Genomic DNA, 26,197 nt, shown 5'->3' on the forward strand with positions numbered 1-26,197 from the left:
TCATCGACATCTCAGCTGACAGTTGTCCAGCCCCACGGCCGTGGACCGCTCTGCCCTTGCAGGCAGGAGAGACGGTAGTGGGCTTCTGCCCGGTGTCGGGTTGGATCGGCTGCCGCGTGCTGGAGAGCGAAGCAGGTGACCCGGAGCTCGCGGATGCTCCGCAGCACTGGGTAGCCGGCCCAGGTCATCACGTTGGCTCCGTACGCCTCGCAGAAGTTGGCGTACTCACTGTCCGAAACCGAGCCGAAGCTGCCGTAGCCGACGGCGGTGGCGGTGAGGTCCCACTCGGGAGGCCCCAGGGAGGTCCGCTCGAAGTCGAGTAGGTACGTGGCGGTGGGGGTGACCGCTACGTTGCCGCGCCAGGCGTCGCCGTGGATGACGCTCGTCAGCAGGCTCGGCCGGAGGCCCTGCCACGCCGTTTCGAGTTCGGCCAAGCGGTTGCGCAGCCACTGTCGCTGGTCGTCGTCGAGGGTTGCGGCGGCGTCGATCCGAGCGGCCAGCCGGACGAATGGGTCGAGGCGGCCCAAAGGGAAGGTGGGAATGGGGAGTTCGTGGAGGCGCCGGAGGAGCGGCGCGATGTCGGCGGCTGCCCCTGGCTGGTGCAGGGGGAGCTCGTGCCAGAAGGTCACCGGGTTGCCGTCCACATTGAGCGGCTCCGGCAGGTGCGCGAGCGGGCGCACCGCGGGCACCCCGCAGTCGTACAGCCAGCGGGCGACAGCCAGTTCGCGGCTTGCGGCAGCGGCTTGGCCAGGGCGGCTGATACGGGCCACGATCCCGTGCGGCAGCCGCCACAGCGCGTTCTCCCCGATCCGGATCGGTTCGGCGCCGACTGCGGACAGGCCGATTTCCGCGCATGCCTTGAGTAGCAGGGCGCGGGAGTTTTCGAGGCTGCTCACACCGCCACCGTAGCGGCGATCTGTTCGCGCAGATCCCGGACGTCGGGGAGGCTGCGATGACGGTGGGCGACGCGGGCGAGCTCGGCCAGCTCGTAGTTGGCCCGGAGCGACCGGAGGTCGCTGACCTCGGATAGCGCGGTGCGGCCCTCGGCCAAGGCCTGGTCGGGGTCGCTGGCCGCCATCTGGAGGGTGGCGAGCTTGGTGCGGGAGAACGCGCGCGAGCGGGCGAACCCCTCGCCGTGGCCGTCCACCGCCGCCTGCAGCCGCCGGAGGGCTTCCTGCGGCGGATGGCCGGCGAGGGAGAGGTCGAAGAGGGCGTGGCCGGTATCTCCGTGGTGCTGGGCGCCGTCGTAGTACGCCATCCACGGCCCCTCGGCCGTCGGGGTGATCGAAGCGAACGAGTCGTCGGACGTGCCGATCGCGGCCAGTGTCTGCTGGGTGCGGCCCATCTTGGCCAGGGCTCGGGCGCGGGCGTTGTGGAGCATCGACTGCTCGGCGGAGGAGAGGCGGTCGGCGCGGGCGAGGCCGAGCTCCGCGAGGGTGAGACCGGAGTCGGGGTCGCCGCGCCAGATGGCCTGGCGGGAGCGGAGGTTGTAGGAGATGGCCCGCAACGGCCAGTTGTCCACTTCCTCCGCGCACGCCGTGGCGAAGGCGAAGAGGCGCTGGGCGTCGTCGTGGGCGAAGGAGTCGAAGGCAGCCGCGCCGACCACGGTCGCCAGTCGGCTGACGGCACCGAACAGCTCGGCTCGCAGCGGGGCCGGACAACGACTGTTCAGCAGTCCGGCAGCCCAGTTGAGCTGGGCCAGCGCGGTCTCGCGGACTACGCCGGCACCGCCGTAGAGATTGTCCCAGCCGCGCAGTGTGGTCGCAGCGTCGCGGATTTGCTCGACATCGGCGGGCCGAACCGTCGTCGGAACGGCGGCGGCCGAGGTGGAGGTCAGCAGTTGGGCCAGCGGGCCGGCAGCGATGGCGGCGCCCGTCGCGGTGAGGAAGTTGCGTCGTTCCATGGGGTCGGACTCGTTCCACTCGGGAGCGTGAGTTGACCCGTCCAGCGTGCCCCCGAGCCGCGCTCCTCGGGGAGCCTTGACGGCCGCAGCGGGCCGTTTGTCCATTTCCCCGGAGCGGTTGTCCATTTCAGCCTCGGCCAGCGCCACGCTCCGCGAGAGCACGCCGCCGGTGTCCAGGGCGGCGTCCAACGCCCGGGTGTGGTGGAGCTTGCACGGTCGTTCCGCCCGCTCGAACTTGCTGATCAGGTCCCCGCTGAGGTGGACCAGCCGACCGAGTTCGTCCTGGCTCAGCTTCCTGAGTTCCCGCCAGTGCCGGAGTTCCGCGCCGAGCCAGTGAGCCGCGGACCGGGTGGGGTCCAGAGGCTTCGGTGGTCGCGGCACTTGATCCCCCAGGGCGTCTCTTGTGGACAGCGGGTGCTGTCCGAATGCCGGTACTGGTCGGGCCGTTCGCCGGCAGGGCTGAATGTCTCCGAGCGCTAAGCGCCCATTACACACCGCTACGAGCCTGACGTGCAGGTGTTCGGTGCAACTACGCGCCGAACGCCCCGCTGGCTGCCGCCGTAGCCGGACCGACGGAAGAGGAGATCGCCATGCAGCGAGTCAGCACGACCGTGGAGCACAGCAGCATCACCATCGAGACCGGGCGTCAGCTCCCCACCGACCTCGTCCTGCTGGAACGCAAGGGGCTTGGTCACCCCGACACCCTCGCCGACCACCTGGCCGAGGAGCTCTCCCGCGCATACAGCCGCTACACGCTCGACCGCTTCGGCGCCGTGCTCCACCACAACTTCGACAAGCTCGCCCTGCTCGGCGGCTCCTGCGAGGTCCGCTACGGCGCTGGGCGGATGACGGCCCCGGTGAAGGTGCTGGTCAACGGACGAGCCGCGTACGCCTGCGGCGGTGAGGACATCCCGGTACGGGAGTTGGTCGAGCAGGCGGTCCATGCCTTCTTCCACGACCGCCTGCCCGAGCTCGTCGGCCACCTCGACCTGGTCTTCAACATCACCAGCAACCCCAGCCCCGGCGCGGTCGTGACCGACGAGAGCGGCACCGACCGATCGCGCTGGTTCGCACCCCGTTCGGTGGACGACCTGCGCGAGCGCCACACCCTGCTCGCCAACGACACCTCGCTCGGCACCGGCTGGGCCCCGATGGCCCCGTTCGAGCAGTTCGCCCACGCGCTGGTCAACCACCTGTCCGGCGTCAGCGAGTTCACCCGGGCGAACCCGTGGTGCGGCTCCGACGTGAAGCTGATGGGGCACTTCGACGGCGCGAAGGCCGAGGCCATCCTGTGCGTCCCACAGAAGTCCGAGCACGTGCCCGACCGGGCTGCGTACCTCGCCAACAAGGAGGAGGTTCTGGCTGAGTGCGCCCGGTTCGCCGAGCAGCACCTCGGCGGCGTTGAGGTCACCTTCCTTCTCAACGCGCGCGACGTCCCGGAGAAGGACGAGCTCTACCTGACCTACACCGGTAGCTCCATCGAGTCCGGCGACGAAGGCGTCGTCGGTCGCGGCAACCGGGTCAACGGCCTGATCACCCCGCTGCGCCCGATGAACCTGGAAGGCGCCAGCGGCAAGAACCCCGTCTACCACGTCGGGAAGCTCTACAACCTGGCGGCCACCCGGCTCGCCCAGCGCCTGTACGAGGAGACCGGCAGCTACGCCGAGGTCCACCTGGTCAGCGCGACCGGCCAGCGACTCGACCAGCCCTGGAAGGTCCTGGTCCGGCTCTCGGCCGAGGACCCGGACATCGACAAGGTGCAGGCCCAGGTCGCCCTCGCCCTCGGCGGGTTCCCGGAGCTCACCGCCGAGCTGGTCCACCACGGCGTCCGGCTCAGCTGATGCCCACCGAATCGCGCACCCTCCTGCCTCCGCGCAGCGCCTGGCAGCGCCTTCGGGAGCACTACGGCCCGGGGGTGCACGGGTGGCTCGCCCGTGCACCCGAGCGCTTCGACGAAGCCGCGCAACGTTGGCAGTTGATCCTCCACCGCTACCACGACGCCGGGCACGCCTCGCTGCTGATGGTGGCGCACGAGCGCGGCAGCGGACGCGAGGTGCTGTTGAAGGCGTGGCCGGAGCACAGCCGTTACCGCAACGAGGTGGCCGCGCTGGGGATCTGGGCCGACGGGCCGGCCGTCAAGGTGCTCAACCACGCGGACGACCTCGGAATCGCCGCCTTGGAGGTGGTGGCCGCTATACCCGGCGGAGCAGCCGGACCGGCGAACCACGAGCACGAGGACGTCGCCGCCGCACTACGGCAACTGCACCGCATCGGCCGAGGCGCGACTGCCACGGCCACAGCCGCAGCGCTTCCCGGCCTCCGCGACTACCTCGACGGCGAGTTGATCCCGCGAGTGCACCGGCGCCTGGCGGCGCAACGCCCCCAGGCGGAGGTCGACTGGGCGAGACTTGGCGAGAGTCTGGTCACCGGGCTGCACCCCGACGAAACGCGGGCAACGGTCCTCCACGCGGACGTCTACCGGGAGAACGTCCTCTTCGACCACGACAGGAAGCCCGTCCTGGCGGACCCCCTGCCGATGACCGGGGACGAGATCTTCGACTGGGCGTTCTGGACCGTCTACTACAACTTGGGCGCCGGCACCCGCGACCGGTTCGAGACCGCCGCCGTCACCGCCGATCTCGACCCACGGCGGCTGCGCCACTGGAGCCTCGCGCTCTGCGTGGACGGGCTCCTCTACTACCGCGAGGTGGAGGACCACCGTGCCCCCACGATGGAGCGGGTGATCGCGGGGCTGGCCGCCGACCTCGACCTCACCGCGCTGCCGGAGAGGACCGGCCGGACATGACCACCTACCTCCTGCGCCACGCCAGCACCCGCTACAGCACGACTCACCGCGTCAACGGCGACCCGACGGTCGATCTCCCACTCGACCCAGCGGGTCGCGTCGCCTGCCGGACCGGCAGCGGCGTGCTCGCCGCCGTCCAGCCAAGCAGCTGGCTCACCTCGGCGTTCGCCCGTACGAGCGAGACGGCCCGGCTGCTGATGGGCGACGCCGACCAACCCGTCAAGGTCGAGCCCGCGCTCAACGAAGTGGACTACGGGCAGTTCGAAGGCGGCCCCTTCACGGAGTACGCGCGCTGGCTCGTCACCGCCGGCCCCTGGGAAGAGCCGCCCGGTGCTGCCGAGTCCCAACGCGAAGCCATCCGCAGGATGCTGCGCGGCCTTCGCAGCGCCCTCCAGCTGCCCTCGCCCCGGGTGGTCGTCGCGCACGGGCTGCTGGCCTCCGTGATCCGGTGGCAGAGACGGACTATGCGTGAGAGCTCGGGGCGGGCCATGCCGATCTTCTTCGACGAGGTGCGCTGCCTGTACCTGACCAGGATCGAGGACGGCGAACTGGACGACCTCATCACGGACCTGCTCAACATCCTGGATACGGAGGAGAAAGAGACCAACGCTGCGGGCGGATGGGCCGCGAGGCCAGAAGACGGGCGCGTACTTGCTACCTTCGATGGACCATCTGTCCAGCTGGAGGAGACGAACTCCCATGCATGATCCCCGCGCCCTGATCGAGATGGGCTCCGAGGCGGTCCGCCGCCTCGCCCGCCGCGGCTACACCCTGGATCTCTCTGCGTTGGAGTCTCTTCAGTCCCGCCGATCTCAGCTCATCACCCGCGCCGACGATCTGCGGGCCGAGTCGAAGCGGGTCGCCCAGGAGGTCCAGCAGGTGGCCCGGCAGGGTGGAGACACGGAGACCCTGAAGGGCCAGGCCCGAGACCTCAAGGAGTCGATCCGCTCGGCCGAGGCCGAGCAGGACCAGGCCCAGCAGGAACTGCGCGACCTCCTCCTGACCATCCCCAACCTCCCGCTGGACAGCACCCCCGACGGCGACTCGGACGAGCACGCTGTCGAGATCCGGCGGTTCGGTGCGCCGCCGTCCTTCTCCTTCGAGCCGAAGGACCACGTGGACCTGGGCGAGGCCCTCGGCATCCTCGACTTCACCCGGGCCAGCAAGCTCTCCGGCTCCCGGTTCAGCGTCTCGCGCGGACCTGGCGCCGCCATCGAGCGCGCCCTGGCGACGCTCTTCCTGGACCTGCACACCAAGCGGCACGGCTACGTCGAGCACGCGGTCCCGTACCTCGTCACCCGGCAGACCATGACCGGCACCGGCCAGCTCCCGAAGTTCGAGGAGGACCTCTTCGCCACCGGCATGGGCGACCGTGAACTCTTCCTGATCCCGACCGCCGAGGTCCCGCTCACCAACCTCTACGCGGACGAGATCATCCCGCCCGCCGAACTCCCTCTGGCGCTCACCGCGCACACCCCGTGCTTCCGCTCGGAGGCCGGTTCCTACGGCCGTGACACCCGCGGCATCCTGCGCCAGCACCAGTTCTCCAAGGTCGAGATGGTCCGCATCTGCGACCCCGAGGACTCGCAGGCCCAGCTGGAGAAGATGCTCAGCCACGCCGAAGCCTGTCTCAAGGAGCTGGGTCTGGCCTACCGGGTCGTCCAGCTCGCCGCCGGTGACCTCGGCTTCTCGGCTCAGATCACCTACGACATCGAGGTCTGGCTGCCCAGCCAGCAGACCTACCGCGAGATCTCCTCCGTCTCGGACTGCGGCTCCTTCCAGGCCCGCCGCGCGGGCATCCGCACCCGGGACGAGCACGGCAAGACCAAGCCCGTCGCCACCCTCAACGGCTCCGGGCTGCCCATCGGCCGCACCCTGGCCGCCCTTCTCGAACAGTGCCAGCAGCAGGACGGCTCGATCGTCCTGCCCGAGGCCCTGGTGTCCTACCTCGGATTCCGCCGGATCTCGGCGGACGGAACAACGGAGGCATAAGTGTTAGTCGGCATCTGCGACTTCCCCAGCAGCTACACCTTCCCGCCCGCCGGCTACGGCGGGATCGAACGCTGGCTCTGGGCAGTGGCGGAAGGCGCCCGAGCCGCAGGCGCCGACGTACACCTCCTCGGCCCTGGCTGGAGGACCGACCTCGGAGCGGACTGGGCACTGCGCCCGGTCCGGCTTGAGGACCTCCAGCCGGGCACCCGGACGACGCGCGAGCTGCGCGCGACCGGATACGACCTCCTCGTCGTCGGCCACGAGTACCCGTCACATCCCCAGTGGCGGAGGGTCTGGGACGAGCTCGACTGCGACGTCGCGACCTTCCAGCACTCGCCGGTGTTCCAGCACGCGGCGGACGCGTTCGACGGACGCCGCTCCAGGCTCTACTGCTACTCGCCGGAGATGGCTGCGCGCTACGCCATGCACACCCCGGTCCTGGAGCACGCCGTCCACCTCGGCATCGGCGAAGCCGAGCCGCCGGCCGTTCCCGGCCGCGACCTGGTCTGGCTCGGCCGCATCGACGAGGAGAAGGCGCCGCACCTCGCGGTTCGGGCCGCCCAGCTCCTCGGACGACGGATCAACATCGTCGGCCCCGTCTTCGACACGGACTACCTACGCAGGCACCAGCCTCTTCTCTCGGCCGACCACGTCACCTGGGTCGGTGAGCTGGGCGGCCCCGCCAAGACCGCCGCCTTCTCCAATGCCGCCGCCTACGTCTACACCTGTTCCCGGACCTACGTGGAGGCCGGCGCTGCGGTGTTCGGCGAATCACTGCGGGCGGGCACCCCGGTCGCGGCGCTCTGCTGGCGGGAGGGCACCTGTGCCGAGGCGGCGATCTGCGACGCCACCGGAGCCGCCGCGTACGCCGACCCGGACCGCAACGACGAGGCAGCTTCTCTGGCCCTTGCCGAGGCCATCGAACAGGCCCTCATGCTGGACGCTCCCACCGTTCAGGAGATCGGGTTCCAGCGCTTCGACCCGGCCCGCCACTTCCGCGCTTTGGCCACCCGGCCGTGCTGACGGCCGACATACCGTCGATCCGGGGCGGCCTCCTGGATGGCGACCGCCTTGGGCTGGGCCCGAAGTGGGAGGTCACCCACAGCCCCGACGGACGCTTCGAAGTCCTCCATCGCGACCGTGGAACGCCCTATCGACCGCCGACTCGCCCTCACTCGTGGGCTGGCCTGCTGGACCGGCTGGAGCGCAGCTTCCACGCGGAAGGGGTGCCACGGGCGAGACCGCTGCCGATGCGGTGGGGCCGCGACACAGAGCTGACGATCTCCGCCGTCCAGGCGCTCGATCCGCTCCTCAAGGACGGCGAGCCGTACGTCCTCCGTCGCGGCTACCTCCCTCAGCCGGTTGTGAGGATGACCGGCGAGAGGTACGCCACCGGCGCTCTCCAGGACGGCTTCCTCACCTCGTTCGTCAACGTCTCGCGTGTGGAACCCATCACCAGGAAGGCCGAGTTCACCGGCATTCTCGACCATTGGCTCACGGTGCTCTCCGATTTCGGCCTCCACGCCAGGCACATCACCATCCACGGGCGCAACGCCGTGTGGAGACGGCGCGAGGTCTGCGGGTACACCGTGCACTTCCGCCACCTGGACCTGCCGATCGGCGACGTCGTCCTGCTCTGGAACGCCGAAGATCCGACCAAGATGGCGGTCGACCTCGGTTCCGGACTCGAACGCCTTGCCTGGGCTCGCACCCGCCAGCCTTGGTGGGACCTTGTCCTCGGCCGTTTCGCCACGACGGCCGCTATGCCGGATGTCCTCGACGCTGTCCGGACCGCCACCCTCCTTGTCGGAAGTGGAATAAGCCCGGCAGCGCGTGGCGCTGGCGGCGTCCTACGCCGAGTCCTTGCCAGCGTCCCGTCGGACGCCGCCCCGCTGGGCGTGAGCGCTCTGGTCCGCGCGAGCCACGGCTACTGGAGTCTCACCTCGTCGATGACCATGCAGTGGCCCGAGGTCACATCCGTCATCGAACGCGAGATCTACCGACGCGGCCCCGGTATGGAGCATACTTCCCCAACCTGCCAGGCCCACCGGGGCGTTGAGACGTGAACGCTTTGCGCGACCGCAATCCGCCAGCCGAGTTCCGCCTGCGCTTCACCTGGACAACCGGATTTTGCTTCAAGTGCGAGGAGGCTACTCAGGTCGCCGAGATCGGAACGCTTACCGTGGACAAGGCGACCGTCACCTTGGCGGCTTGCCACCTCTGCGCGTGGCGCCTGGAGCGGCAGCATCACCGGGGCTCGTTATTGCATTGAGCACTGCTGCGGAGACTCGCGCGCTGGCCTCCACGGGATCTTCGTGCTCCCATACGCGGATGACCGTCCAGCCCGCTTCGTGGAGCAGCTCGTCCGTCTGCGCGTCTCGGTGTTGGTTGCCCTCGATCTTGGCTCGCCAGAATTCGGCGTTCTTGGTCGAAGGGCGAAGGTGCTCGGGGCAGCCGTGCCAGTAGCAGCCGTCGACGAAGACAGCCACTTTCGCCTTGGCGAAGACGATGTCAGCGGTACGGCGGAGTTCAGGCAGGGGTCGGGCCGCAACGCGGTACCGGAACCCTTGCCGGTGAAGCAGCGAGCGCAGCCGAAGCTCGGGCTTGGTGTCCTTGTTTCGGTTACCCTGCATCGACGAACGGACGGCAGCTGAGGAGGCCCATGAGCCTTCTACCGGGGGCTCCTCGGACAGCAACCCCTTTTGCCAGGCCAGACTCCACCCCTCGGCGAGGTTCGCGCCACGGCTCTCGTGCTCGACTTCTCCGAGGTAGCGTGCCGGAGACTTTCCTGCGTCGGACCAGCGCAGGTAGGCGCGGATGCGCCGCGTGCCCGGCAGTACCTTCAACTCCACCGAAGCGCGGGCGAACCGGCCGTCGCCAAGATCGACGGAGCGCCGGTGGCGGCCTCCGGCCGCCCGGTCCTGCTCGACCGCCAGAGCTTCTCGGGTCCGGCCTGGCCGCCCCTTCCACGCGCGTTCCGGTGGCGGGTCGTGCTTCCAGCCGCCCTGTCCGACGCTGACCCTCACGGTCACTTCCGCCGGTCCTCCGCCTCGTCCAGGACCGCCGCGACGGCCTTGGCGAACACCTCTCCGAGGACGACGGGTACAGCGTTGCCGAGCTGGCGCATCTTCTCGCCGCGCGGGCCCTTGAGCTCCCACCCATCGGGAAAGGTCATGACGCGAGCGGTCTCGCGGACCGTCATGTAGCGGTACTTGTACCTGCGCCCGCCCTGGGCGGCCTTGTCGGCTACCAACTCGTCGAGCAGCATGACCGACTCGCCGCCAGGCACCCCGTGCACTCCGGCCTTGACCGTCTTCGCCGGCCGGTCGAGCTCGTTGGGTGTGTGGCCGTCGTAGATCCGAGCGCCCGGCCAGCCGATGTGGTCGGTGAAGCCGCCGAGGAGGTGTTCGGTGCGATCGAGCCACTCGTCCGGTACTTCTGGCAGGGGCTTGTTGTTGCCGATGCCCGTGATCGCGTCCCTGAGGGTGTGCCAGGGCAGCAGTCCGTCGTCGATCGGCAGGGTCTCCGGCAGGCGGGCCTTGACCCACTCCCGCACGTGGCCGGGAACTTCCGAGTGCCGCTCCCAATAGCTTCCCCCGTCCTTCATGGAGCGGATGAGGGCAGCCTCCGAGTGTGTCGGCTTGACGAGGTTCTTGAACAGCTCGACGTCGATGTCCAGGTCACGGCGGAAGGCAACGATGATCACCCGGTTGCGGATCTGCGGCACGCCGTAGTCCGCCGCGTTCACGGGCGTCATGATGACCTGATACCGCTTCTTGAGGTCTTCCAGCCTCGGCTTCAGCTGCTTCTGCTCCTGCAGCCGGGTCTGCAGATACGCGTCGTGCTGGGTCCAGTCCGCGCCCTCGGCACGCTCCTCGAAAGGCAGCTCCAGCTCGCGCAGGATGTACTGGAAGTAGTCCTTGAAGGAGGGCCTGAGCAGGCCGCGGACGTTCTCGCAGATCACGGCCTTCGGCTGGATCTGGCGGACGGCCTTGAACATCTGCGGGAACATGTTCCGCTTGTCCTCGTCGCCCTTGGCGACGCCGCCGAGGCTGAAGGGCTGGCAGGGGGGCCCGCCGGCGAGGACATCCACCTCGCCCTTCAGGTAGTCCATGTCCAGCTCTTGGACGTCACCGGCGACGAGCGGCACCTTGTCCTTGGGGCCTGGGGCTCGGGTCGGCTTCTCGCCGTCCGGAAGCCGCTTCGCGCCGTTGGCCTCCAGCGTCTCGCAGGCCCGCTTGGCGAACTCGTTGAACAGCAGTGGCCGGAACCCCGCGCGGTGTACGGCCATGGCCAGGCCGCCGGCACCGGCGAACAGTTCGACGCCAGTGCGATCTTTCTTCGATTCTTCTTGCAGCTCAGCCATGGCGAAAGCATACCGCGGAGTTGGCGATCTTCAAGCGATTTGGCGCGAAGGTTCGTCCTCGAGTGGTGCCCGCCGATAGGGTTTCCTGGATCACGTCGTTCTAGGGAGTAGGGCTGATGGTGCCGGTGGTGGGGTTCGATGGCGGGCCGCAGTACCACAAGGACTTCATGCTGAGCATCACCAAGGCGCTCGGCGATCAACTCGCCGACGCGCTCGACGGGCTGGACAGGGCTCCCTTGAGCGAGGAGAGCATCGGACAGCTCAAGGACAAGGCCGGGGTCTACCAGCTCTACCTGGACGGCGACTTCGTCTATGTGGGCAAGGCTGACAAGTCATTGCCGTCCCGACTGCGAAACCACCTGAGGAAGATCTCCGGGCGCCGGAACATCTCACTGGACCGGATGGCCTTCTCGTGCTTGTACGTGGCGGAAGACTTCTCGGCGCTCGCCCCGGAACAGCTGCTGATCAGTCGCCACAAGGAGATGGGCAACATCCCTTGGAACAACAATGGCTTCGGAAATAAGGACCCCGGACGGCAGCGAGACAGCACGATCTTGAAGCAGAACCACTTCGACGTGCAGTTCCCTGTCGACCTGGATCGGCCGGTCGAGGGTCTGGAGCCGGGCCTAAGCACTCTGCACGGTCTGCTGGAGTGCGTGAAGGTTGGCCTCCCGTACAACTTCCGGTACGGGAAGGCCGCTGAATTCAAGAGTCGGTTCCTCCAGGTGCCCGCCGGTCTGGTGACCGCTGACGAGATCTTCCGGCTCATCTCGGCGGAGATACCCGACAAGTGGCAGATCAGCGTCCTCATGGGCTACGTGATCATGTACGACGACAGTCCTAGCACCTACAAGAGTGCCTGGCGTTACTATCGGGACGGCCAGTCGATCGACGTCGAACCAGAAGCCGATCCGGCCGGGGACGTGGAGGTCGATCAGCCTGCCCAGGCCGACTGATCGACCGACTGGGCCGCCACCTCACGCCCTGCCGATGCCAGGGGCCACCAGCTGGGAACGGAACCGCCACCGTGGAGATGGACACCCTCTTCGAGCTGACATCATCCGCGAGCGGCCCCGTCCCGTCTCAGCGTCAAGGCCGTAGACAGTCAGCTCGACGACCAGCTACACAACCTTTGTCCGGAGCGGAGAACCTCGCAGTGGCCACGCAGCCCACCCTCGATGGCGTCGGTGACGCGGAGCCCCGTTCCGGGCCAGAATCCATCTACGATCCGTTGCGCCGTGAGAATCTTGGTCGAAGTGTGCTGTGGGCACTGACTTCCCGAGAAGCCCAGCGGCTGGACCAGATCCCGCGCTTTAGCGGCTGCGGGATCTACGCGATCTACTACGCGGGCGATCATGAGCTCTACGCTCCGATCGCGTCCGACAAGTTCGAAGTGCCGATCTATGTCGGCAAGGCCGACCCGAGTGGTGGCCGCAAAGGTGTGACGGTAGGGAAGGCCTGGGAAGGAAACCCACTGTGGTCCAGGCTCAGGAAGCACGCGGCGAAGATCAGTGAGACCGATGATCTGAACGTCGAAGACTTCTTCGCCCGGTACCTCCCGGCCGACGATCTTTTTACCCCGATGGCCGAGCGTTTGATGATCAGCGACCTGCGGCCGGTTTGGAACGTAGCGCTCGAAGGCTTCGGGGTGAACCCGCAGGGTTCTGGCCGTGAGAGCACCCAGCTGCGCCCGAAGTGGCACGAGGTGCATCCCGGCGTCGAGTGGGCCAAGAGGATGCCAGCTCAGCCCGGCGGTCCAGAACCGCTGCGGCAGGAAGTACGCGATCACCTGGCGCTCCACTCGGAGCCCCACCCGAACGCGGCCGGCCAGCCACTGGGAGTGATCTGACCGATGCGAGCGTACGCGGACGGCGGGAGGCAGAAGTGCGTCTTCCCGGGAGCCAACTGGCAGACACCGTGCTTGGCATACTGATCGAGTGATCAGGGAACCTGCTGAAGCAACCGTTGGCGAGAACGGCACTGTGGCGATTCCGCTGGGGGTGCTCGCGGAATCCGGTCTGTACCCCGGGGCCGAAGTGGTCATCTACAGCGACGGGGACGGCCGCATCGTCATCCGACGCCAGGAGGACGTGATCCACGACCTGCTGGCTGGCGGCAACCTCTGAGGTCCACATCCGGCTCGTAGCTGCTACCGCCCATACACAGGCCGTACCTTCCGACTGGCGGCTCTGCCGCAGCCGTGCTAGGCCAGTGGATATGTGATAGTCGGACGATTGCGCTTTGTTTGGCTGCTCGCTGCGAATGCGTGGCGAATGTCGGCCGCTGGCGGTGGACACTTCTGGCGCTGCGACTCGCTGCAGGAAACGATCTCCGGACGCGCACTCGTCGCAGATCGCTTGTCAGGCTCAGGCGAGTTGCCAGTGGATTCTGTCAATACCTAGCCAATTGCCGCAGCCTTGCTGATCGAGCCATGAGCTTGCCCAAGATGTTGCTGCGGCTGGCCTGGAACTGGGAGGCGTGGATGCGGGTGGCAGCATGGCGAAACTGACGGAGGAGCAGCGGCAGCAACGGGCCACAGCGCGGGCTCGCCGCGAGGCATTGGCTTGCGAAGAGCGGCACCAGCGGGACGAAGAGCGGCGCCAGCGATGGCGACGCGAGGGTATGTACCTCAGCTGGGACGAGTACAAGGCTGGCGTGCCCTGCCGTGGCTGTGGGCAGCCTCTCCTTGGCCACGAAGGCGATTGGCCTTCGAAGTCGCGTATGGCGGATGGGGAGCGCGACGACGTCGCCGAAAAGCAGTTCCAGGAGCGGCATGGCGAGTGTCGCGAAGGGCGCTGGTTGGTCTCGGGATGTCCGGTAATGCACTGCTCAGCTTGTTGTCCGCCACCTCCGATGGGTCCGAAGCAGGTCGAAGAGCTCGCGAAGATGCTCTTCGCCTCTCGGTCCGACGATCGGAAGAAGGAGTTGGACGTCTGGAAGCTGACGCTGACCTGCGAGCACGTGATCGAGAGGACGCAGCACCGCAGCCATAGCTCCTACTCGATGGGGGTCACTCGCTGCTCAGAGTGCGAGGTCGACCGGGGGGTGGTGTTGAGCGAGCGCATCGGGCCGCTCTGCGACCAGGAGGTCGCGCGCGAGCCCGGCACTCCTGGCCCAGTTGAACGCGAGCGCCTTGCCGCCGAGTTGGCCGCCGCAGAAGCGAAACTCAAGCGCGAGCAGAAGAACGCCGCAGCGACGCGAAGCCGCATCGACGAGATCAGGGCAAAGCTCGCAACGAGTGCTAACGCCGGAGGTCCAGATGAGCGGCGCGCTTGAACCACGGGCGCCACGTAGAGTCACCAGTCATGACGCTGGCGGAGGCCGTCGTTTGCCTGCGCAGGACGCCAAGGGCCTTGTGCCACCTGCGTGACCGAAGGTCGGGTGACGTGGCGCGAGCGAGTCCGACCGGTGTGCAGACGGCCAGCGAGGCCCCGCCCGCATGTCACGGTGGAGCCTCGCTGAGGGCGCTGCCGTGCTGAGCCTGGGCTCAGTTGGCGTCTGCGGGGATGGTGCCCAGGCGGCCGGCCTGGAAGTCTTCCATGGCCTGCTGGAGTTCGCGGTGGCTGTTCATGACGAACGGGCCGTAGTGGGCGACGGGTTCGCGGATGGGGAGGCCGCCGAGGAGGACGACCTCGAAGTTGGCGCTGCGGGAGTCTTGGGTGTCGTCGGCGCGGATGGTGAGGGAGTCGCCTTCGCCGAAGACCACGGACTGGCCCATGTGGAAGGGGCGCCGCTCCTCGCCCACCGAGCCAGTGCCCGCCAGGCCGTACGCCAGGCCGTTGAAGTCAGCCCGCCACGGCAGGGTGACCTGAGCGCCGGGGTTCACCGACACGTGGATCATCGTGATGGGCGTGTGGGTGGCGCCGGGGCCCTGGTGGCCCGCGATGTCACCGGCGATCAGCCGCACCAGCGCGCCGCCGTCCGAGGAGGCGAGCAGCTTCACGTTCGTCCCCCGGATGTCCTGGTACTTGGGGGCGATCATCTTGTCGGCGGCGGGCAGGTTGACCCAGAGCTGGAGGCCGTGGAAGAGGCCGCCGGACATGACGAGGGACTCGGGCGGGGTCTCGATGTGGAGGAGGCCGGAGCCGGCCGTCATCCACTGGGTGTCGCCGTCGGTGATGACGCCGCCGCCACCGTGGGAGTCCCGGTGGATGAAGGTGCCGTCGATGATGTAGGTGACCGTCTCGAAGCCCCGATGCGGATGCCAAGGGGTTCCCTTCGGCTCCCCAGCGGCATAATCCACCTCGCCCATCTGGTCCATCATGATGAACGGGTCGAGGTACTTCTGGTTGATCTTGGCGAAGGCCCGGCGGACCGGGAAGCCTTCACCTTCGAAGCCCTCGGGTGCGGTGGAGACGGCCAGGACGGGGCGGGCGACGGAGCCCTCGGCGGGGGCCGCGATACGCGGCAGGATCAGCGGGTTCTCAACGGTCACGGCAGGCATGCCGGCCTCCTCGGTTGGGTTGGATTGCGATGTTCGTCCTGCGTCTCCGCAGGTCAGAGCCCTGTTGCGACTAGTCCCCCAACTGGACTAGCTTTTGGGCTCACCGGCCGCGTAGTCCACCTCTCCCATCTGGTCCATCATGATGAACGGGTCCAGGTACTTCTGGTTGATCTTCGCGAACGCCCGGCGGACCGGGAAGCCCTCCCCCTCGAAGCCCTCGGGGGCGGTCGAGACGGCCAGCACGGGGCGTGGCCGGGAGCCTTCGGCGGGGGCCGCGATGCGCGGCAGGACGAGCGGGTTGTCGACGGTCACGGCGGGCATGTCGGCCTCCTTGGGGGTCTACTGGCCTACGTCCCTCATGGTAGTTCAATCCTCAACAAGTGGCAAGTTGAATGTTGGACTACCCGGACGGGCCTACGCCCGGGCGCAGCGCTGTGAGGCAGCTCACAGCCTGTGCAGAACCCGGACGCCGGATCCGTCGTCTGGCTGGTGTGAGATCACGCAGGAGAGCACTGGACGAGCTGGACGAGGAGAACCTCCTCCGGCTGGTGGCCCGAGGCGACCGCAGAGCGTTCGACGAGCTGTACAGCCGTACGTCGCCGTGGCTGGCGGTGCGGCTGCGCCGCCGCTGCGCGGACGAGCAGATCGTCGCGGAGGTCATGCAGGAGACCTACCTGGCGGTGTGGCGTGCGGCCGGTGCGTTCGCCGGGAGCGCGGTCGGCGGGACGGCCGTCGGATGGCTGTGGACGATCGCCGCGCGCCGGCTGGTCGACGCGTTCCGGCGTCGTGCCCACCACGCCGAACCACCGGTCGCCGCCGCCGAGCGGGCGGCGGTGCCCGCGGCGGAGGACGAGGTGCTCGCCAAGGCCGTCGGCGGCGACGTCGGCGACGCGCTGCGGCAGCTGGCACCGGAACTCCGCCAGGTGTTGCAGGCCATGGTGCTGGACGGGCTCTCCGTCCGGGAGACCGCCGTCCTGCTCAGACTGCCCGAAGGCACGGTCAAGACCCGTGCCCGCCGGGCCCGGATCGCGATGCGGGAGGCGCTGGCATGAGCGCGGAGCGTGCTGCACATTCGTCAACTTCGTCCCATGCGGCTTCGTCCCATGCGTCGATGCGGCTGATCGACGACTACGCACGTGGCGGTACGGAGATGGCCGCGGACACGGTGTGGGCCCTGGAGGCCCACCTGGAGACGTGCGCGATCTGCCGCGGCCGGCTGGCGGCCTCCGTGGCCACCGAGGCACCCGGCACCGCCGCGCTCGTCGACAGCGTCCGCGCCGCTCTCGGGCCGCAGCTCGACACGGCCGTCAGGATGCCCTCGCGGCGCTACCGCCCGAGCCGGCTGCCGGCCTGGACGACCTCGGTCACGGTCCCGTGGCTGGCCATGACCGTCATCGTGACCGTGCTGGCGCTGCTGCTGGCGGCGGCCGGGGCGCCGACGGCCGCCGGTGGCGTCGCGCCCGCGCTGCTGATCGCGCCGGTGCTGCCGCTGTGCGGTGTGGCCGCGGCGTGGTCGCGGGCCCTGGACCCGGCGTACGAACTGACGGCCTCCACCCCCCGGGCCGGTCTGCCCCTGCTGCTGCGGCGCACCACCGTGGTGCTCGCCGTGGTGCTGCCCGCGCTCCTGGTGGAGGGGTGGCTGACCGGAGCGATGACGGCCGCCCAGTGGCTGCTGCCCTCGCTGGCCTTCACCTCCACGGCCCTGGCACTGGGCAGCGTGGTCGGCGTGACCCGCGCCGCCGCCGGGCTGGCGGCCGCCTGGTGCGCCGTCGTCGCGGCGCCCGCCTGGGGCGCCGGCCGCGTCCCCGTCGTCCTGCGGCCGGACCAACTGCCCCTGTGGGGGGCGCTCCTGGTGCTCGGCACCGGCGCCGTGATCGCCCGCAGGCGCGCCTACTCGCTGCTGTGAAGCCGTTCCCGACCGTCCCCGACCCTCGAAAGGCCCACCGCATGACACCCGTGATGAGCGCGGTCGACACCGCGCCCAAGACCTACGCCTGGGAGATCCGGGCCACCGGCCTGAAAGTGCGGGCCGGGCGCAGGAAGATGGCCGTCGACGGCCTCGACCTCTCGCTCGGCACCGGCGCCCACGGCCTGCTGGGGCCCAACGGAGCGGGGAAGACCACCCTGATCCGGGCCCTGGCCACCGTGCTGCGCCCCGCCGAAGGAGAGCTGGAGCTGCTCGGCGACTCCGTGGGCGGCGTGGGTGAGCACCGGGCGCTGCGCCGTCGGATCGGGTACCTGCCGCAGGAGTTCGGCTACTACAAGCGTTTCACCGTACGCGAGTTCGTCGAGTACATGGCCTGGCTGAAGGAGGTCCCGAAGGCGGACATCCCCGCGGCCGTCCAACGCGCCGTGGAGCGGGTGGGCCTGGCGGACCGCGCCGACCACCGGATGAAGACCCTGTCCGGCGGCATGGTGCGGCGGGCCGGCATCGCCCAGGCCATCGTCAACGACCCTGCGCTGCTGCTGCTGGACGAGCCGACGGCCGGCCTGGACCCGGCGCAGCGGCTGCGTTTTCGCGAGCTGCTCCAGGAACTGGGCCGGGACACCTGCGTGGTCGTCTCCACCCACCTGGTCGAGGACGTCGCGGCCGCCTGCTCCGACGTGGTGCTCTTCGCCGACGGCCGCCTCGTCTTCCAGGGCACCCCGGACGTCCTGGCCGCGGCGGGCGGCCCCGAGCACCCGGGCGACAGCCCCCTGGAGCGCGGCTACTCGGCGCTGCTCCAGGGCTCCGACCGGCAGGGAGGCACCTGGTGAACGGACGTGTGCTGCGGACCGAACTGAGGCGCTCCGTCGCCCCGTGGGCCGGTCTCGTCGTCCTCGGCGGCAGCCTGGCGGTCTTCCTGTCGATCGACGGGAACTGGTGGCGGGGCACCGCCGGGTGGACGGCCCAGTGGACCTCCATGGCGCTGTGGAACCGGTACCTGCTGTCCTTCTGGTGGCCGCTCGTGGTGAGCCTCGGGGCGGTGTACGGGCTGCGCGACTCCCGCTCGCGGATGGCCGAGCTGCTGGCGACCACGCCGCTGCCGGCCTGGCGCCGGGCGGCGCTGCCGGCCGGTGCGACGGCGCTCGCGCTGGCTTCGGGCTTCGGCCTCCTCGTCCTGGTGGGCGGGGTCCAGGTGGCCTTCGGCGCCACCACCTACACGAGCTTCGGCTGGCTGCCGATCTCGCTGGTGGCGGCGCTGGCCCTGGTCGCGGGGGCCGTGTTCGGCATGGGCGTCGCGCGGGCCCTGCCCTCCGTGCTCACCCCGCCGGCCCTGACGCTGCTCTTCCTGGTGCTGACGGCGCTCGTGCGGCCGAACAGCGAGGGAGCGCTGCCGTCGAGCATCGCGCCGATCCGGCTCGCCCTGCTGGCGCCTGGGGTCTCCATGCCGCGCGAGATGTTGCTGACCCTGTCCGGTGCCGTGCACCTCGGCCAGACGCTCTGGCTGCTCGGCCTGCTCGCCACCGGCTTCGCCCTGCTGTCGGCGGTGACCCGCCGGGCCCGGCTGCTGGCGGTGGCCCCCGTCCTGGCAGGCCTGGCCCTGGCCCTGCTGGTGCTCCCGGCCACTGCGCGCGACACCTACGTCGTCGACAGGGCCGCCGCCGCGCCGGTCTGCGACGGACCGGTGTGCGTGACGCGGGCGGACAGCTCACGCCTGGCCGGACTCGCCCCGCACGGCAGGGAGGCGCTGCGCGTGCTGCACGACGCCCTGGGCGACAAGGCGCCGAACGCGGTGCGGGAGGACACCGAGCTGCGCGCGGCCGGCGACCCCCGGGTGCTCTCCGCCGACGCGGTGCTGGTCGACTTCGACGAGCGGATGCTCGTCCGCGCGACGGACGGCGGACTGACCCGCGTCCTGGTCGCCCAGGGCCTCGCACCGAGCTGCCACGCGAACAACGACTGGGAGGGCGCGGGCCTGGGCGGCGCCGCGGTGCAGAGCATCGTCGCGAGCTGGGCCCTCGGCGACCCGCACCTCGTTCCACTGGAGGAGAAGGGCACCGACGAGTACACCCTCAAGATCTGGGCCGACGCCGAAACCGCCTGGACGAAGCTGACCGCACTGCCCCCGGCCGAGCAGCGCGCGCGGATCGCCGAGGTGCACGCCGCCGCCCTCTCCTGCTCCTCGAACGCGCTGCTCCCCCTGCTGGCCGGGGTGGATGCCCGATGAACTGGCTTCTGCTGTACGCGCGTTCACGCCAGGTGCCGGTCTGGGCGGCCGTGGTCGCGCTCGTCGCGCCGGCGGCCTGGGCCTTCGGCCGGGGGCGCACCGCCGGCTCGCCGGACCTGGAGTTGGCGATCCTGGTGCTCACCGCGCAGGTGGCGGCGGCCTCCGTCGGGCTCGGCGGGCAGGACGCCGCGCTGGACCGGACCGCCGCGATCCGGTGGGCTCCCCGGCGGGCGGCGCACGTGCTGCTGATCGGCGTGGTCGCCGGGGCGGCGCTGCTGCTGGTCCAGGCGGCGGGAGCCCGGCTCGCCCCCACCGAGCTGGTCGTCCGGGACAGCGCGGGCCTGGCCGGCCTCGCCGCGCTCGGGGCGGTGCTGTGCGGGGCGCCGTTCGCCTGGACCCTGCCGACGGGCTGGCTCGCCTACACCCTCCTCGGCCCGGCCCCGGGCGGCACCTTGGGGCAGGTGGCCCACTGGCTGGACTTTCCCCCCGGCACGGCGGCGGCCAACTGGACCGCCTGGGCCCTCCTGGCGGCCGGCACCGGCCTGTACGCCGCCGCCGGGCCGAGGCGGTAGCGGTACTCCTCAGCCGGCGGGGGTGAAGTCCGTCCTGGCGGCGAGGAGGGCGCGCAGTTCGGAGAGCTCGGCGGCGCTGAGGAGCTCCTTGCGGAGCGGCAGGACGTTCGTCCGGGTGATGACCAGGAACAGGTGGCCCTGGTCCTCCGCGGTCCGCAGGAACGCCGACCACGGGATGTCGGGGCTGCTGTACGGCGTCCGGACACAGACCTGATCATCCGTCAGGAGTACCTCGACGTCGCCCGGCCCGCCCGAGAGCTGGGCCCTGGCGAGCCGCTTCGGGTGCGGCATGAGCCACAGCAGCACGGCGCCGGGTACGAGCCCGAGGTACCCGAGCCCGCCGAGCGGGGAGAGCCACAACGCCGGGACGACCAGCAGGAGGTAGACGGTGAAGTAGACCAGTACCCGCCGCCGGAGGTCTCCCGACGCGATCCGCAGGCCTCGGTGGAGGTCGTCGACGGTCATCCGAAAGCTGATGGTGATGTGCACGCGTCCCCCCGGGTCGTCCGGACAGCACTGCATGGTCTCAGGCCGACGAGGAGGGCGACAGACCCCGTGCGTCCCCGTTACGGCGCCGCAGGGCCGCAGCCCTGCGGCGCCGCACCGGCGGGCTACTCCCGCAGGTGCGGGTCGCCCACCAGCCAGACGCCCGGCCGGACTTCCACCGCCTCCAGGCGGTCGGCGGGCGTGCGGTCGATGACGTGCTCCTGGATCCGGTCGATCGAGCGGCTGCCGAACTGCACCCACCGGCGGTCGCCGAGGCGCTGGGCGGCGTCCACGAACTCGCCGAAGCCGACCAGGGCGTCCTCGGGCCGTCCGGACAGCAGGTGGGTCAGCGCGATGCCGCGCAGCACGTCCGTCCGGCCGCGCCGGCCGTCCGCGCCGTCGCCGAGGAGTTCGGCGGCCTGGGCGTAGAGCTTGGCCGCCGGGCCCGGTTCGGCGTCGGTCAGGGCGACGTCGGCCAGGCCGATCAGGCAGTGCGCCTCGCCGAGGCGGTCGGCGAGGCCGTGGTGGATTGCCCGGGCGGTCTCGTAGTACTCGGCGGCCTGCGGGTTGCGGCGCTGCTGCCAGGCGAGGTCGCCGAGCGAGCGCAGCACCGCCGAGCGCGCGGTGGGCTGTTCGGCGCGCTGGGCGGCCTCCAGCGCCAGCTGGTGGGTGGCGGCCCACTCGTCCCAGACCGACCCGGCCTCGAAGTACCCGGCCAGCGCCTCGGTCAGCTCCCAGGTCAGGCACCACAGCCCGGCCGCGTGGGCCTGCCGGACGGAGCCGACCAGCCCGGCGGCCTCGTCCTGGAACCAGCGTGCGGGGGTGTCGCCGACCACCTTCGCGGGCGGGAAGTCGGTGCCGTCGCCGTCCGGCACCTCGGTGGCGCCCGGGGTGAGCAGCGCGGCGGCGTACCGGGCGTACCGCAGGAAGGCGGCGCCGAGCCGGTCCGTCGCCGACTCGACGGCGCCCGGCGGGTCCGCGTCTAGCTGCTCCAGGGCGAGTTTGCGGAGCAGCCGGTGGTAGCTGTACCGGCAGGGCCGGCCCGGTGCCGTCCGGCGGACGGAGAGCAGCTGGGACTCGACCAGCCGCTCCACCAGCTGCTCCGTCTCGGCCGGCGGCAGGTCGAGCAGGGCGGCGGCGGCCCAGAGCGGGAAGTCGGGCACGGGGGCCAGCGCCAGCAGCCGGAAGGCGCGGCGTTCGGCCGGGCCGATCTCGCGGTAGCCGACCAGCAGGCTGGCCCGGACGTCGAGATCGCCGGCCACGAACGGGGTGAGCCCGGCGCTCTCGTCGGCCAGCCGGTCCGCCCAGTCCGCTCCCGACCAGTGCGGGCGGGCGGCCAGGCCGCTGCCGGCCACCCGGACGGCGAGCGGCAGGTACCCGCAGAGCCGGGCGATCTCCCGTCCGGCCGCCGGGTCGTCGGCGAGCCGGGGGCCGACGATCGACACCAGCAGGCGGTGCGCCTCGCTGGAGCGCAGCACGTCCAGGACGAGGTGCCGGGCGCCGTCCAGCCCGGTCAGCGGGCGGCGGCTGGTGATCACGGTGAAGACCTCGGGCATCGCGGCCAGCACCGGGCGGAGCTGGTCCTCGGAGGAGGCGTCGTCCAGGACGAGCAGCAGCCGGCGGCCCTCGACGGCGCGGTGCAGCAGGTCGGCCAGCTCGGGGAGGTCCGTCCCGGCAGGCGGTTCGGCGCCTGCCGGGACGATTCTGCGGAGCAGGGCGATGATGGTCTGCGACGCGTCGAGGGCGGTGTCCTGCGAGCCGCGCAGCTCGATCAGCACCTGGCCGTCCGGGAAGCCCGCCGCGTTCCGGCGGGCGAACTCCACCGCGAAGGTGGTCTTGCCGACCCCCGCCCGGCCGCCGACCACCAGCACCTGGCGGCCGCGCGGTGCCTCGCCCTCGGCGGCCCCGGGGACGAGCTTCGCGGCGGTGGCGAGGGCGGCCTCGCGGCCGGTGAAGTCGGCGGTGGCCGGGGGCAGCCAGAGCGCGGGGGCGCCCGGGGCCGGCCGGGCCGGGGACGGATCCTGCCAGGCGAGCAGCGGGTCGGAGCGCAGGATCCGGTCGTGCAGCCGCTTCAGCCCGGCGCCGGGCTCCACCCCCAGCTCGTCCACCAGCGCCTTGCGGGCCCGGCTGAACGCCTGCAGCGCGTCCGACTGCCGGTCGGAGCGGTACAGGGCCACCATCAGGTGCGCGTGCAGGGTCTCCCGGTACGGGTGCTGGTTCACCAACTCCATGAGTTCGCCGGTCAGTTCGTGGTGGCGGCCGAGCCGGAGGTCGGCGGCGATCCGCTGTTCGAGGGTGACGGTGCGCAGCTCCTCCAGCCGCACGCAGGTGGTGGCCAGCACCGGGCCGTGCGGGACGCCGGAGAGCGCGACGCCGGACCAGAGCGCGAGGCTCTCCCGCAGGTCGGCGGCGGCGGTGGTGAAGTCGCCCTGGTCGTAGGCCTCCTTGCCGGTGCGGCGCAGGGTCTCGAACCGGGCGAGGTCGAGGTCGGTGGGCGAGACGGTCAGCCGGTAGCCGGGCGGCACGGTGTGCAGGCGGCGGTCGGAGGTGGTCGGCTCGGACGGGATCTCGCCCAGGGCGCGCCGGAGTTGGGAGACGTAGACCTGGAGGGTGGTGGCGGCGGTGCGCGGCGGGTTGATGTCCCAGAGCTCGTCGATCAGGCTCGCGGTGGAGACCGCCTCGTTCGCGCGTACCAGCAGGGTCGCCAGCAGCACCCGGACCTTGGCGGCGGTCGGGGTGTGCGGGGTCATGCTGATCGGGCCGAGGACCCTGAATCTGATGCCTTCTCCTGAGTCCGACATCAGTAGTCCTGGAGGACGACGGTGTCGACGGCGGCGATCTGCCGGGCGCCCTGGTGCAGCGTCAGCGTGACCGGCAGGGCCGGGCGGCCGTCGGCGGACCGGCCGAGCGTGCCCGCGACGGCGCGGCAGTGCAGCGGCAGGTCGGGCTCGGCGAAGCCCTGGAAGCGGGCGCTCCACCGGCTCAGCACGCAGCTGTTCACGGTGAACCCGTGCAGCTCGCCGGCCAGCAGCAGGGCGGCCTGCCGGGTGGACTCGATCAGCACCATGGCCGGGACGTGGTCGGTGGTGGCCTCGCCGTACACCTGGTTGCGCGGGTCGACGGAGACCTCGACCACCAGCTCGCCCTGCCGGCTCTGGACCGGACGGCCCAGCAGGACGTTGGCCTGGTCGGCCCGGCCGACGGCCTTGGCGGCGGGCTCGTTCGCCCAGAGCTCGCCGTCCTCCGGCCCGGTGAACCGGCCCCGGCTCAGCACCCGGCCGCGCTCGCGGTGGTTCTGGTAGACCCGGGGCATCAGGAAGACCAGCCGGGCGGTGGCGGTGCCGCAGCGGACGCCCTCGACGTACAGTGCCGACTCGCACTCCAGGCCGCGCGGCACGCCGCTGACCACGTCCACCGGGCTGAGGGTGATGTCCATGGTGAGGTGGGCGGGGCCCGGGGTGCGGCGCCACGGGTCGAGTCCGGTGACCATGACCTCGGTCGCGGCGAAGACCGCCGGGCGCTCCTGGGGCACCCGGAAGTACCGGTGGGAGACGAACAGGGCGGTGCGGCGCAGTACTTCGGCGGGGGAGTGCAGGTCGTGGAAGAGGTTGGGCCCGTCGTTGAACAGTGGATGCCGTTCGGGCAGCAGTGCGGAGACGGCGAACTGCTGCTCGGTCGGCCCGGTGGTGCCGAGCACGACACCTTCGGGGGTGTTCGGCCGGTGCACCAGGTGGTGGACCAAGGCCGTGGCGCCCGGTGCCGAGGTCGGCCCGTGGTGCCGGCGGACCGCTTGAGCGAGGGTCTGACCTGGTGCTTGTTCTGGCACGGTGATCTCCACTCGTAAGCGTCTGGCGGGTGCAGGCAGCCGGAGGAGGCGTGGCCCGGGACCCTGCTCGGGCCCTCCCCGGGGCCCTGCTCGGGACCGCTGAACGCTCCCCCCGTCCGCGATCAGGTTAGGAAGCGCCGGTGGCGGACGGTTAGGACCGCCGGTACTCGATTGGGCCGAACGGGCGGTACCAGGGGTACCGGACGCCCCCGAGGGGATCGAGTGACTGTGCGGAACACGTTCGACAGTGCGGTGGGTGACGCCCCGTCGGGCGGACTTGCGAAACCCGTCGGCCGCACTTGCAAAACAAGGTCGGCCCGCGTTGACCCACATAGTTCACCATCCTGACAATCACAGTCACAGCGAGTGTCGGACAAGGCACCCGGACGGGATCGAACCGGACAACTGGTCGAGTGCCGAAGGACGGTGAACGGTATGGCAGGGGACAGGGAGCCGATGCCGGGGACGACCCGGCGGGCACTGGTCGTCGATCAGTGGCCACTGGCGCGGTGGGCGGTCTCCGGTCTGCTGCGGGACGCGGGACTCGTCGACTCGGTCGCCGTCGCCTCCTCGGCGGAGGGGGCCTGGCACCTCAGCCAGGAGACCACGCCCGACCTGGTGGTCACCGACTGCGACCTGCGCGCCCCCTGGGACGGCATCCGGCTCGGCCGCCGGCTCAAGTCCCTGACCCACGCGCCACTGGTCCTCGTCTACACCGAGCGGTCCGAACTGAGCGTCGTCATCGAGTGCCTCAGGGGCGCGGCCGACGGTTTCGTGCACCGCTCGGTCGACACCGCCGCCCTGGTCGAGGCCGTCCAACGGCTGATCGACGGCCGGCACGTCTGGCTGACCAGCCAGGAGACCCCCCGCGACGAGGAGAACTGGCTCGAAGCCGACCTCCAGCAGGACGGGATGACCGTCCGCGAGCGCGAGGTGCTCGGCCTGCTGCTCCGGCGCTACTCCAACGACGAGATCGCCGATGAACTCCACCTGGCCCGGCAGACGGTGAAGAACTACGTCAGCACGGTGCTCCAGAAGCTGGAGGTCTCCTCACGCCGCGAACTCTACGGCCGGATGACGGCACCTGCGGCGGGGGTCTGAGGAGCCCCGTACTGTTCGACCGCGCCCGCGCGGTCCCGCAGGGAGACGCTCAGGCCGGGTGGGCGGCGAGGCTGCGCAGGCCCGCCGTGAGGACGCCGGCCAGGAGGAGGCGGGCGGCCTCGGAGGAGCCGAGGGCCGCCGAGGCGAGGGCGACGGTGCGCAGGGCGTGGACGGTGTGCCGCAGGGCGTCCGGTTCGAGTCCGTAGCCCCGTAGGGCAGCGGCCAGCACCGCGTCCACCTGGTCGGCCGAGCCGGCCGGTCCGGGATCGTCGTGGCCGACGGCCAGCGCGTACCGGTGGGGGTGGCGGTCGGCGAACTCCTGGTGGGCGCGGAGCAGGGTGACGACCGCGTCCTCCCCGCTGCGGCCGAGCAGGGCCTGCCGCAGCTGGGCCCCGAGATCCGCGCGGACCCGGGCCGCGGCCAGGGCGCGCAGTTCCGCCAGGCTCCGGACGTGCTTGTAGAGCGAGGGCGTCGCCACCTTCGTGCGGGCGGCCACGGCGGCGAGCGTGAGCAGGTCGGCGCCGCGCTCGTCGAAGACGACGAGCGCGGC

The 26,197-nt window shown here is 70.7% G+C and carries 25 protein-coding genes and 1 pseudogene; 16 read left to right on the forward strand and 10 right to left on the reverse strand.

Annotated features, from left to right (window positions below; genetic code table 11):
• Positions 1 to 11: 11 nt before the first annotated feature.
• Together ABD330_RS28200 and ABD330_RS28205 are read right to left on the reverse strand one after the other, a co-directional pair.
• Entirely contained in the window at positions 12 to 896 is an 885-nt protein-coding gene (locus ABD330_RS28200; RefSeq protein WP_344468832.1) for a phosphotransferase, read from the reverse strand.
• A complete protein-coding gene (locus ABD330_RS28205; RefSeq protein ID WP_344468833.1) occupies positions 893 to 2,284 on the reverse strand; it encodes a helix-turn-helix domain-containing protein in 1,392 nt (463 codons plus the stop codon). Before ABD330_RS28205 ends, ABD330_RS28200 begins: the two co-directional genes overlap by 4 nt.
• Before the next feature lie 209 nt (positions 2,285 to 2,493).
• Between ABD330_RS28205 and ABD330_RS28210 the strand changes: the two genes are divergently transcribed.
• The 6 genes from ABD330_RS28210 to ABD330_RS28235 are packed head-to-tail and all read left to right on the forward strand — an operon-like array spanning position 2,494 to position 8,767.
• Complete coding sequence (locus ABD330_RS28210) at positions 2,494 to 3,744, forward strand: methionine adenosyltransferase (protein WP_344468834.1); 1,251 nt, start codon at positions 2,494 to 2,496, stop codon at positions 3,742 to 3,744.
• Positions 3,744 to 4,709 (forward strand): aminoglycoside phosphotransferase family protein, encoded by a 966-nt coding sequence (locus ABD330_RS28215; RefSeq protein WP_344468835.1) that lies wholly within the window; start codon positions 3,744 to 3,746, stop codon positions 4,707 to 4,709. Before ABD330_RS28210 ends, ABD330_RS28215 begins: the two co-directional genes overlap by 1 nt.
• A complete protein-coding gene (locus tag ABD330_RS28220; protein WP_344468836.1) occupies positions 4,706 to 5,416 on the forward strand; it encodes a histidine phosphatase family protein in 711 nt (236 codons plus the stop codon). Before ABD330_RS28215 ends, ABD330_RS28220 begins: the two co-directional genes overlap by 4 nt.
• On the forward strand, positions 5,409 to 6,701 hold the full coding sequence (gene serS / locus ABD330_RS28225; protein WP_344468837.1) for a serine--tRNA ligase: 1,293 nt from the start codon (positions 5,409 to 5,411) through the stop codon (positions 6,699 to 6,701). Before ABD330_RS28220 ends, serS begins: the two co-directional genes overlap by 8 nt.
• Entirely contained in the window at positions 6,702 to 7,724 is a 1,023-nt protein-coding gene (locus ABD330_RS28230; protein ID WP_344468838.1) for a glycosyltransferase, read from the forward strand.
• A complete protein-coding gene (locus ABD330_RS28235) occupies positions 7,718 to 8,767 on the forward strand; it encodes a hypothetical protein (protein ID WP_344468839.1) in 1,050 nt (349 codons plus the stop codon). The genes ABD330_RS28230 and ABD330_RS28235 overlap by 7 nt, the downstream gene beginning before the upstream one ends.
• A gap of 132 nt (positions 8,768 to 8,899) precedes the next feature.
• On the opposite strand, the gene ABD330_RS28240 is transcribed toward ABD330_RS28235, so the two are convergent.
• Positions 8,900 to 9,733: a very short patch repair endonuclease gene (locus ABD330_RS28240; protein ID WP_344468840.1), complete on the reverse strand. Its 834-nt coding sequence runs from the start codon at positions 9,731 to 9,733 to the stop codon at positions 8,900 to 8,902.
• Positions 9,730 to 11,067, reverse strand: a complete 1,338-nt coding sequence (locus ABD330_RS28245; protein ID WP_344468841.1) for a DNA cytosine methyltransferase — start codon at positions 11,065 to 11,067, stop codon at positions 9,730 to 9,732. The genes ABD330_RS28240 and ABD330_RS28245 overlap by 4 nt, the downstream gene beginning before the upstream one ends.
• Positions 11,068 to 11,183: 116 nt before the next feature.
• On the opposite strand from ABD330_RS28245, the gene ABD330_RS28250 reads away from it, so the two are divergent.
• From ABD330_RS28250 to ABD330_RS28265, 4 genes are all read left to right on the forward strand, one after another.
• A complete protein-coding gene (locus ABD330_RS28250) occupies positions 11,184 to 12,023 on the forward strand; it encodes a GIY-YIG nuclease family protein (RefSeq protein ID WP_344468842.1) in 840 nt (279 codons plus the stop codon).
• A 200-nt stretch (positions 12,024 to 12,223) separates the two neighbouring features.
• On the forward strand, positions 12,224 to 12,916 hold the full coding sequence (locus ABD330_RS28255) for an Eco29kI family restriction endonuclease (RefSeq protein ID WP_344468843.1): 693 nt from the start codon (positions 12,224 to 12,226) through the stop codon (positions 12,914 to 12,916).
• A gap of 88 nt (positions 12,917 to 13,004) precedes the next feature.
• The gene (locus ABD330_RS28260; RefSeq protein ID WP_344468844.1) at positions 13,005 to 13,193 is read left to right on the forward strand and encodes an AbrB/MazE/SpoVT family DNA-binding domain-containing protein; all 189 of its coding nucleotides are present in this window, start codon (positions 13,005 to 13,007) and stop codon (positions 13,191 to 13,193) included.
• Positions 13,194 to 13,563: 370 nt separating this feature from the next.
• Positions 13,564 to 14,343: a hypothetical protein gene (locus ABD330_RS28265; protein ID WP_344468845.1), complete on the forward strand. Its 780-nt coding sequence runs from the start codon at positions 13,564 to 13,566 to the stop codon at positions 14,341 to 14,343.
• 211 nt (positions 14,344 to 14,554) lie between these two features.
• Here the strand turns inward: ABD330_RS28265 and ABD330_RS28270 are convergent, their stop codons facing one another.
• Positions 14,555 to 15,511 (reverse strand): pirin family protein, encoded by a 957-nt coding sequence (locus ABD330_RS28270; protein ID WP_344468846.1) that lies wholly within the window; start codon positions 15,509 to 15,511, stop codon positions 14,555 to 14,557.
• Positions 15,512 to 15,604: 93 nt separating this feature from the next.
• A pseudogene (locus tag ABD330_RS28275) lies at positions 15,605 to 15,832 on the reverse strand (pirin family protein); the annotation flags it as partial.
• Between the two features lie 170 nt (positions 15,833 to 16,002).
• Here ABD330_RS28275 and ABD330_RS28280 point away from each other — a divergent pair.
• The 5 genes from ABD330_RS28280 to ABD330_RS28300 are packed head-to-tail and all read left to right on the forward strand — an operon-like array spanning position 16,003 to position 20,234.
• Complete coding sequence (locus ABD330_RS28280; RefSeq protein ID WP_344468847.1) at positions 16,003 to 16,563, forward strand: RNA polymerase sigma factor; 561 nt, start codon at positions 16,003 to 16,005, stop codon at positions 16,561 to 16,563.
• Between the two features lie 59 nt (positions 16,564 to 16,622).
• Positions 16,623 to 17,417 (forward strand): zf-HC2 domain-containing protein, encoded by a 795-nt coding sequence (locus ABD330_RS28285; protein WP_344468848.1) that lies wholly within the window; start codon positions 16,623 to 16,625, stop codon positions 17,415 to 17,417.
• A gap of 41 nt (positions 17,418 to 17,458) precedes the next feature.
• A complete protein-coding gene (locus ABD330_RS28290; protein WP_344468849.1) occupies positions 17,459 to 18,268 on the forward strand; it encodes an ABC transporter ATP-binding protein in 810 nt (269 codons plus the stop codon).
• Positions 18,265 to 19,662, forward strand: coding sequence for a hypothetical protein (locus tag ABD330_RS28295; protein WP_344468850.1), 1,398 nt, complete (start codon positions 18,265 to 18,267; stop codon positions 19,660 to 19,662). The genes ABD330_RS28290 and ABD330_RS28295 overlap by 4 nt, the downstream gene beginning before the upstream one ends.
• Positions 19,659 to 20,234, forward strand: a complete 576-nt coding sequence (locus ABD330_RS28300; protein ID WP_344468851.1) for a hypothetical protein — start codon at positions 19,659 to 19,661, stop codon at positions 20,232 to 20,234. The genes ABD330_RS28295 and ABD330_RS28300 overlap by 4 nt, the downstream gene beginning before the upstream one ends.
• A 9-nt stretch (positions 20,235 to 20,243) precedes the next feature.
• On the opposite strand, the gene ABD330_RS28305 is transcribed toward ABD330_RS28300, so the two are convergent.
• The 3 genes from ABD330_RS28305 to ABD330_RS28315 form a co-directional block, all read right to left on the reverse strand.
• On the reverse strand, positions 20,244 to 20,699 hold the full coding sequence (locus ABD330_RS28305; protein ID WP_344468852.1) for a YcxB family protein: 456 nt from the start codon (positions 20,697 to 20,699) through the stop codon (positions 20,244 to 20,246).
• 146 nt (positions 20,700 to 20,845) lie between these two features.
• Positions 20,846 to 23,521: an AfsR/SARP family transcriptional regulator gene (locus ABD330_RS28310; RefSeq protein ID WP_344468853.1), complete on the reverse strand. Its 2,676-nt coding sequence runs from the start codon at positions 23,519 to 23,521 to the stop codon at positions 20,846 to 20,848.
• Positions 23,521 to 24,546 (reverse strand): AfsA-related hotdog domain-containing protein, encoded by a 1,026-nt coding sequence (locus ABD330_RS28315; protein WP_344468854.1) that lies wholly within the window; start codon positions 24,544 to 24,546, stop codon positions 23,521 to 23,523. Before ABD330_RS28315 ends, ABD330_RS28310 begins: the two co-directional genes overlap by 1 nt.
• Positions 24,547 to 24,981: 435 nt before the next feature.
• On the opposite strand from ABD330_RS28315, the gene ABD330_RS28320 reads away from it, so the two are divergent.
• Positions 24,982 to 25,647, forward strand: a complete 666-nt coding sequence (locus ABD330_RS28320) for a response regulator (protein WP_344468855.1) — start codon at positions 24,982 to 24,984, stop codon at positions 25,645 to 25,647.
• Between the two features lie 49 nt (positions 25,648 to 25,696).
• Here ABD330_RS28320 and ABD330_RS28325 read toward each other — a convergent pair.
• Positions 25,697 to 26,197, reverse strand: a 501-nt coding sequence (locus ABD330_RS28325; protein ID WP_344468856.1) for a TetR/AcrR family transcriptional regulator, incomplete at its 5' end; no start/stop codon positions are given.

The organism is Kitasatospora kazusensis (assembly GCF_039529945.1).
GTDB classification, from domain to species: Bacteria; Actinomycetota; Actinomycetes; order Streptomycetales; family Streptomycetaceae; genus Kitasatospora; species Kitasatospora kazusensis.

What these genes read in the sequence shown, in the direction of transcription:
- ABD330_RS28290 (WP_344468849.1), top strand. Translation starts at nt 17,459, where the DNA reads ATGACACCCGTGATGAGCGCGGTCGACACCGCGCCCAAGACCTACGCC.
- ABD330_RS28245 (WP_344468841.1), bottom strand. Translation starts at nt 11,067, where the DNA reads ATGGCTGAGCTGCAAGAAGAATCGAAGAAAGATCGCACTGGCGTCGAA.
- ABD330_RS28300 (WP_344468851.1), top strand. Translation starts at nt 19,659, where the DNA reads ATGAACTGGCTTCTGCTGTACGCGCGTTCACGCCAGGTGCCGGTCTGG.
- ABD330_RS28210 (WP_344468834.1), top strand. Translation starts at nt 2,494, where the DNA reads ATGCAGCGAGTCAGCACGACCGTGGAGCACAGCAGCATCACCATCGAG.
- ABD330_RS28305 (WP_344468852.1), bottom strand. Translation starts at nt 20,699, where the DNA reads ATGACCGTCGACGACCTCCACCGAGGCCTGCGGATCGCGTCGGGAGAC.
- ABD330_RS28215 (WP_344468835.1), top strand. Translation starts at nt 3,744, where the DNA reads ATGCCCACCGAATCGCGCACCCTCCTGCCTCCGCGCAGCGCCTGGCAG.
- ABD330_RS28285 (WP_344468848.1), top strand. Translation starts at nt 16,623, where the DNA reads ATGCGGCTGATCGACGACTACGCACGTGGCGGTACGGAGATGGCCGCG.
- ABD330_RS28220 (WP_344468836.1), top strand. Translation starts at nt 4,706, where the DNA reads ATGACCACCTACCTCCTGCGCCACGCCAGCACCCGCTACAGCACGACT.
- serS (WP_344468837.1), top strand. Translation starts at nt 5,409, where the DNA reads ATGCATGATCCCCGCGCCCTGATCGAGATGGGCTCCGAGGCGGTCCGC.
- ABD330_RS28320 (WP_344468855.1), top strand. Translation starts at nt 24,982, where the DNA reads ATGGCAGGGGACAGGGAGCCGATGCCGGGGACGACCCGGCGGGCACTG.
- ABD330_RS28270 (WP_344468846.1), bottom strand. Translation starts at nt 15,511, where the DNA reads ATGCCTGCCGTGACCGTTGAGAACCCGCTGATCCTGCCGCGTATCGCG.
- ABD330_RS28310 (WP_344468853.1), bottom strand. Translation starts at nt 23,521, where the DNA reads ATGTCGGACTCAGGAGAAGGCATCAGATTCAGGGTCCTCGGCCCGATC.
- ABD330_RS28265 (WP_344468845.1), top strand. Translation starts at nt 13,564, where the DNA reads ATGGCGAAACTGACGGAGGAGCAGCGGCAGCAACGGGCCACAGCGCGG.
- ABD330_RS28250 (WP_344468842.1), top strand. Translation starts at nt 11,184, where the DNA reads ATGGTGCCGGTGGTGGGGTTCGATGGCGGGCCGCAGTACCACAAGGAC.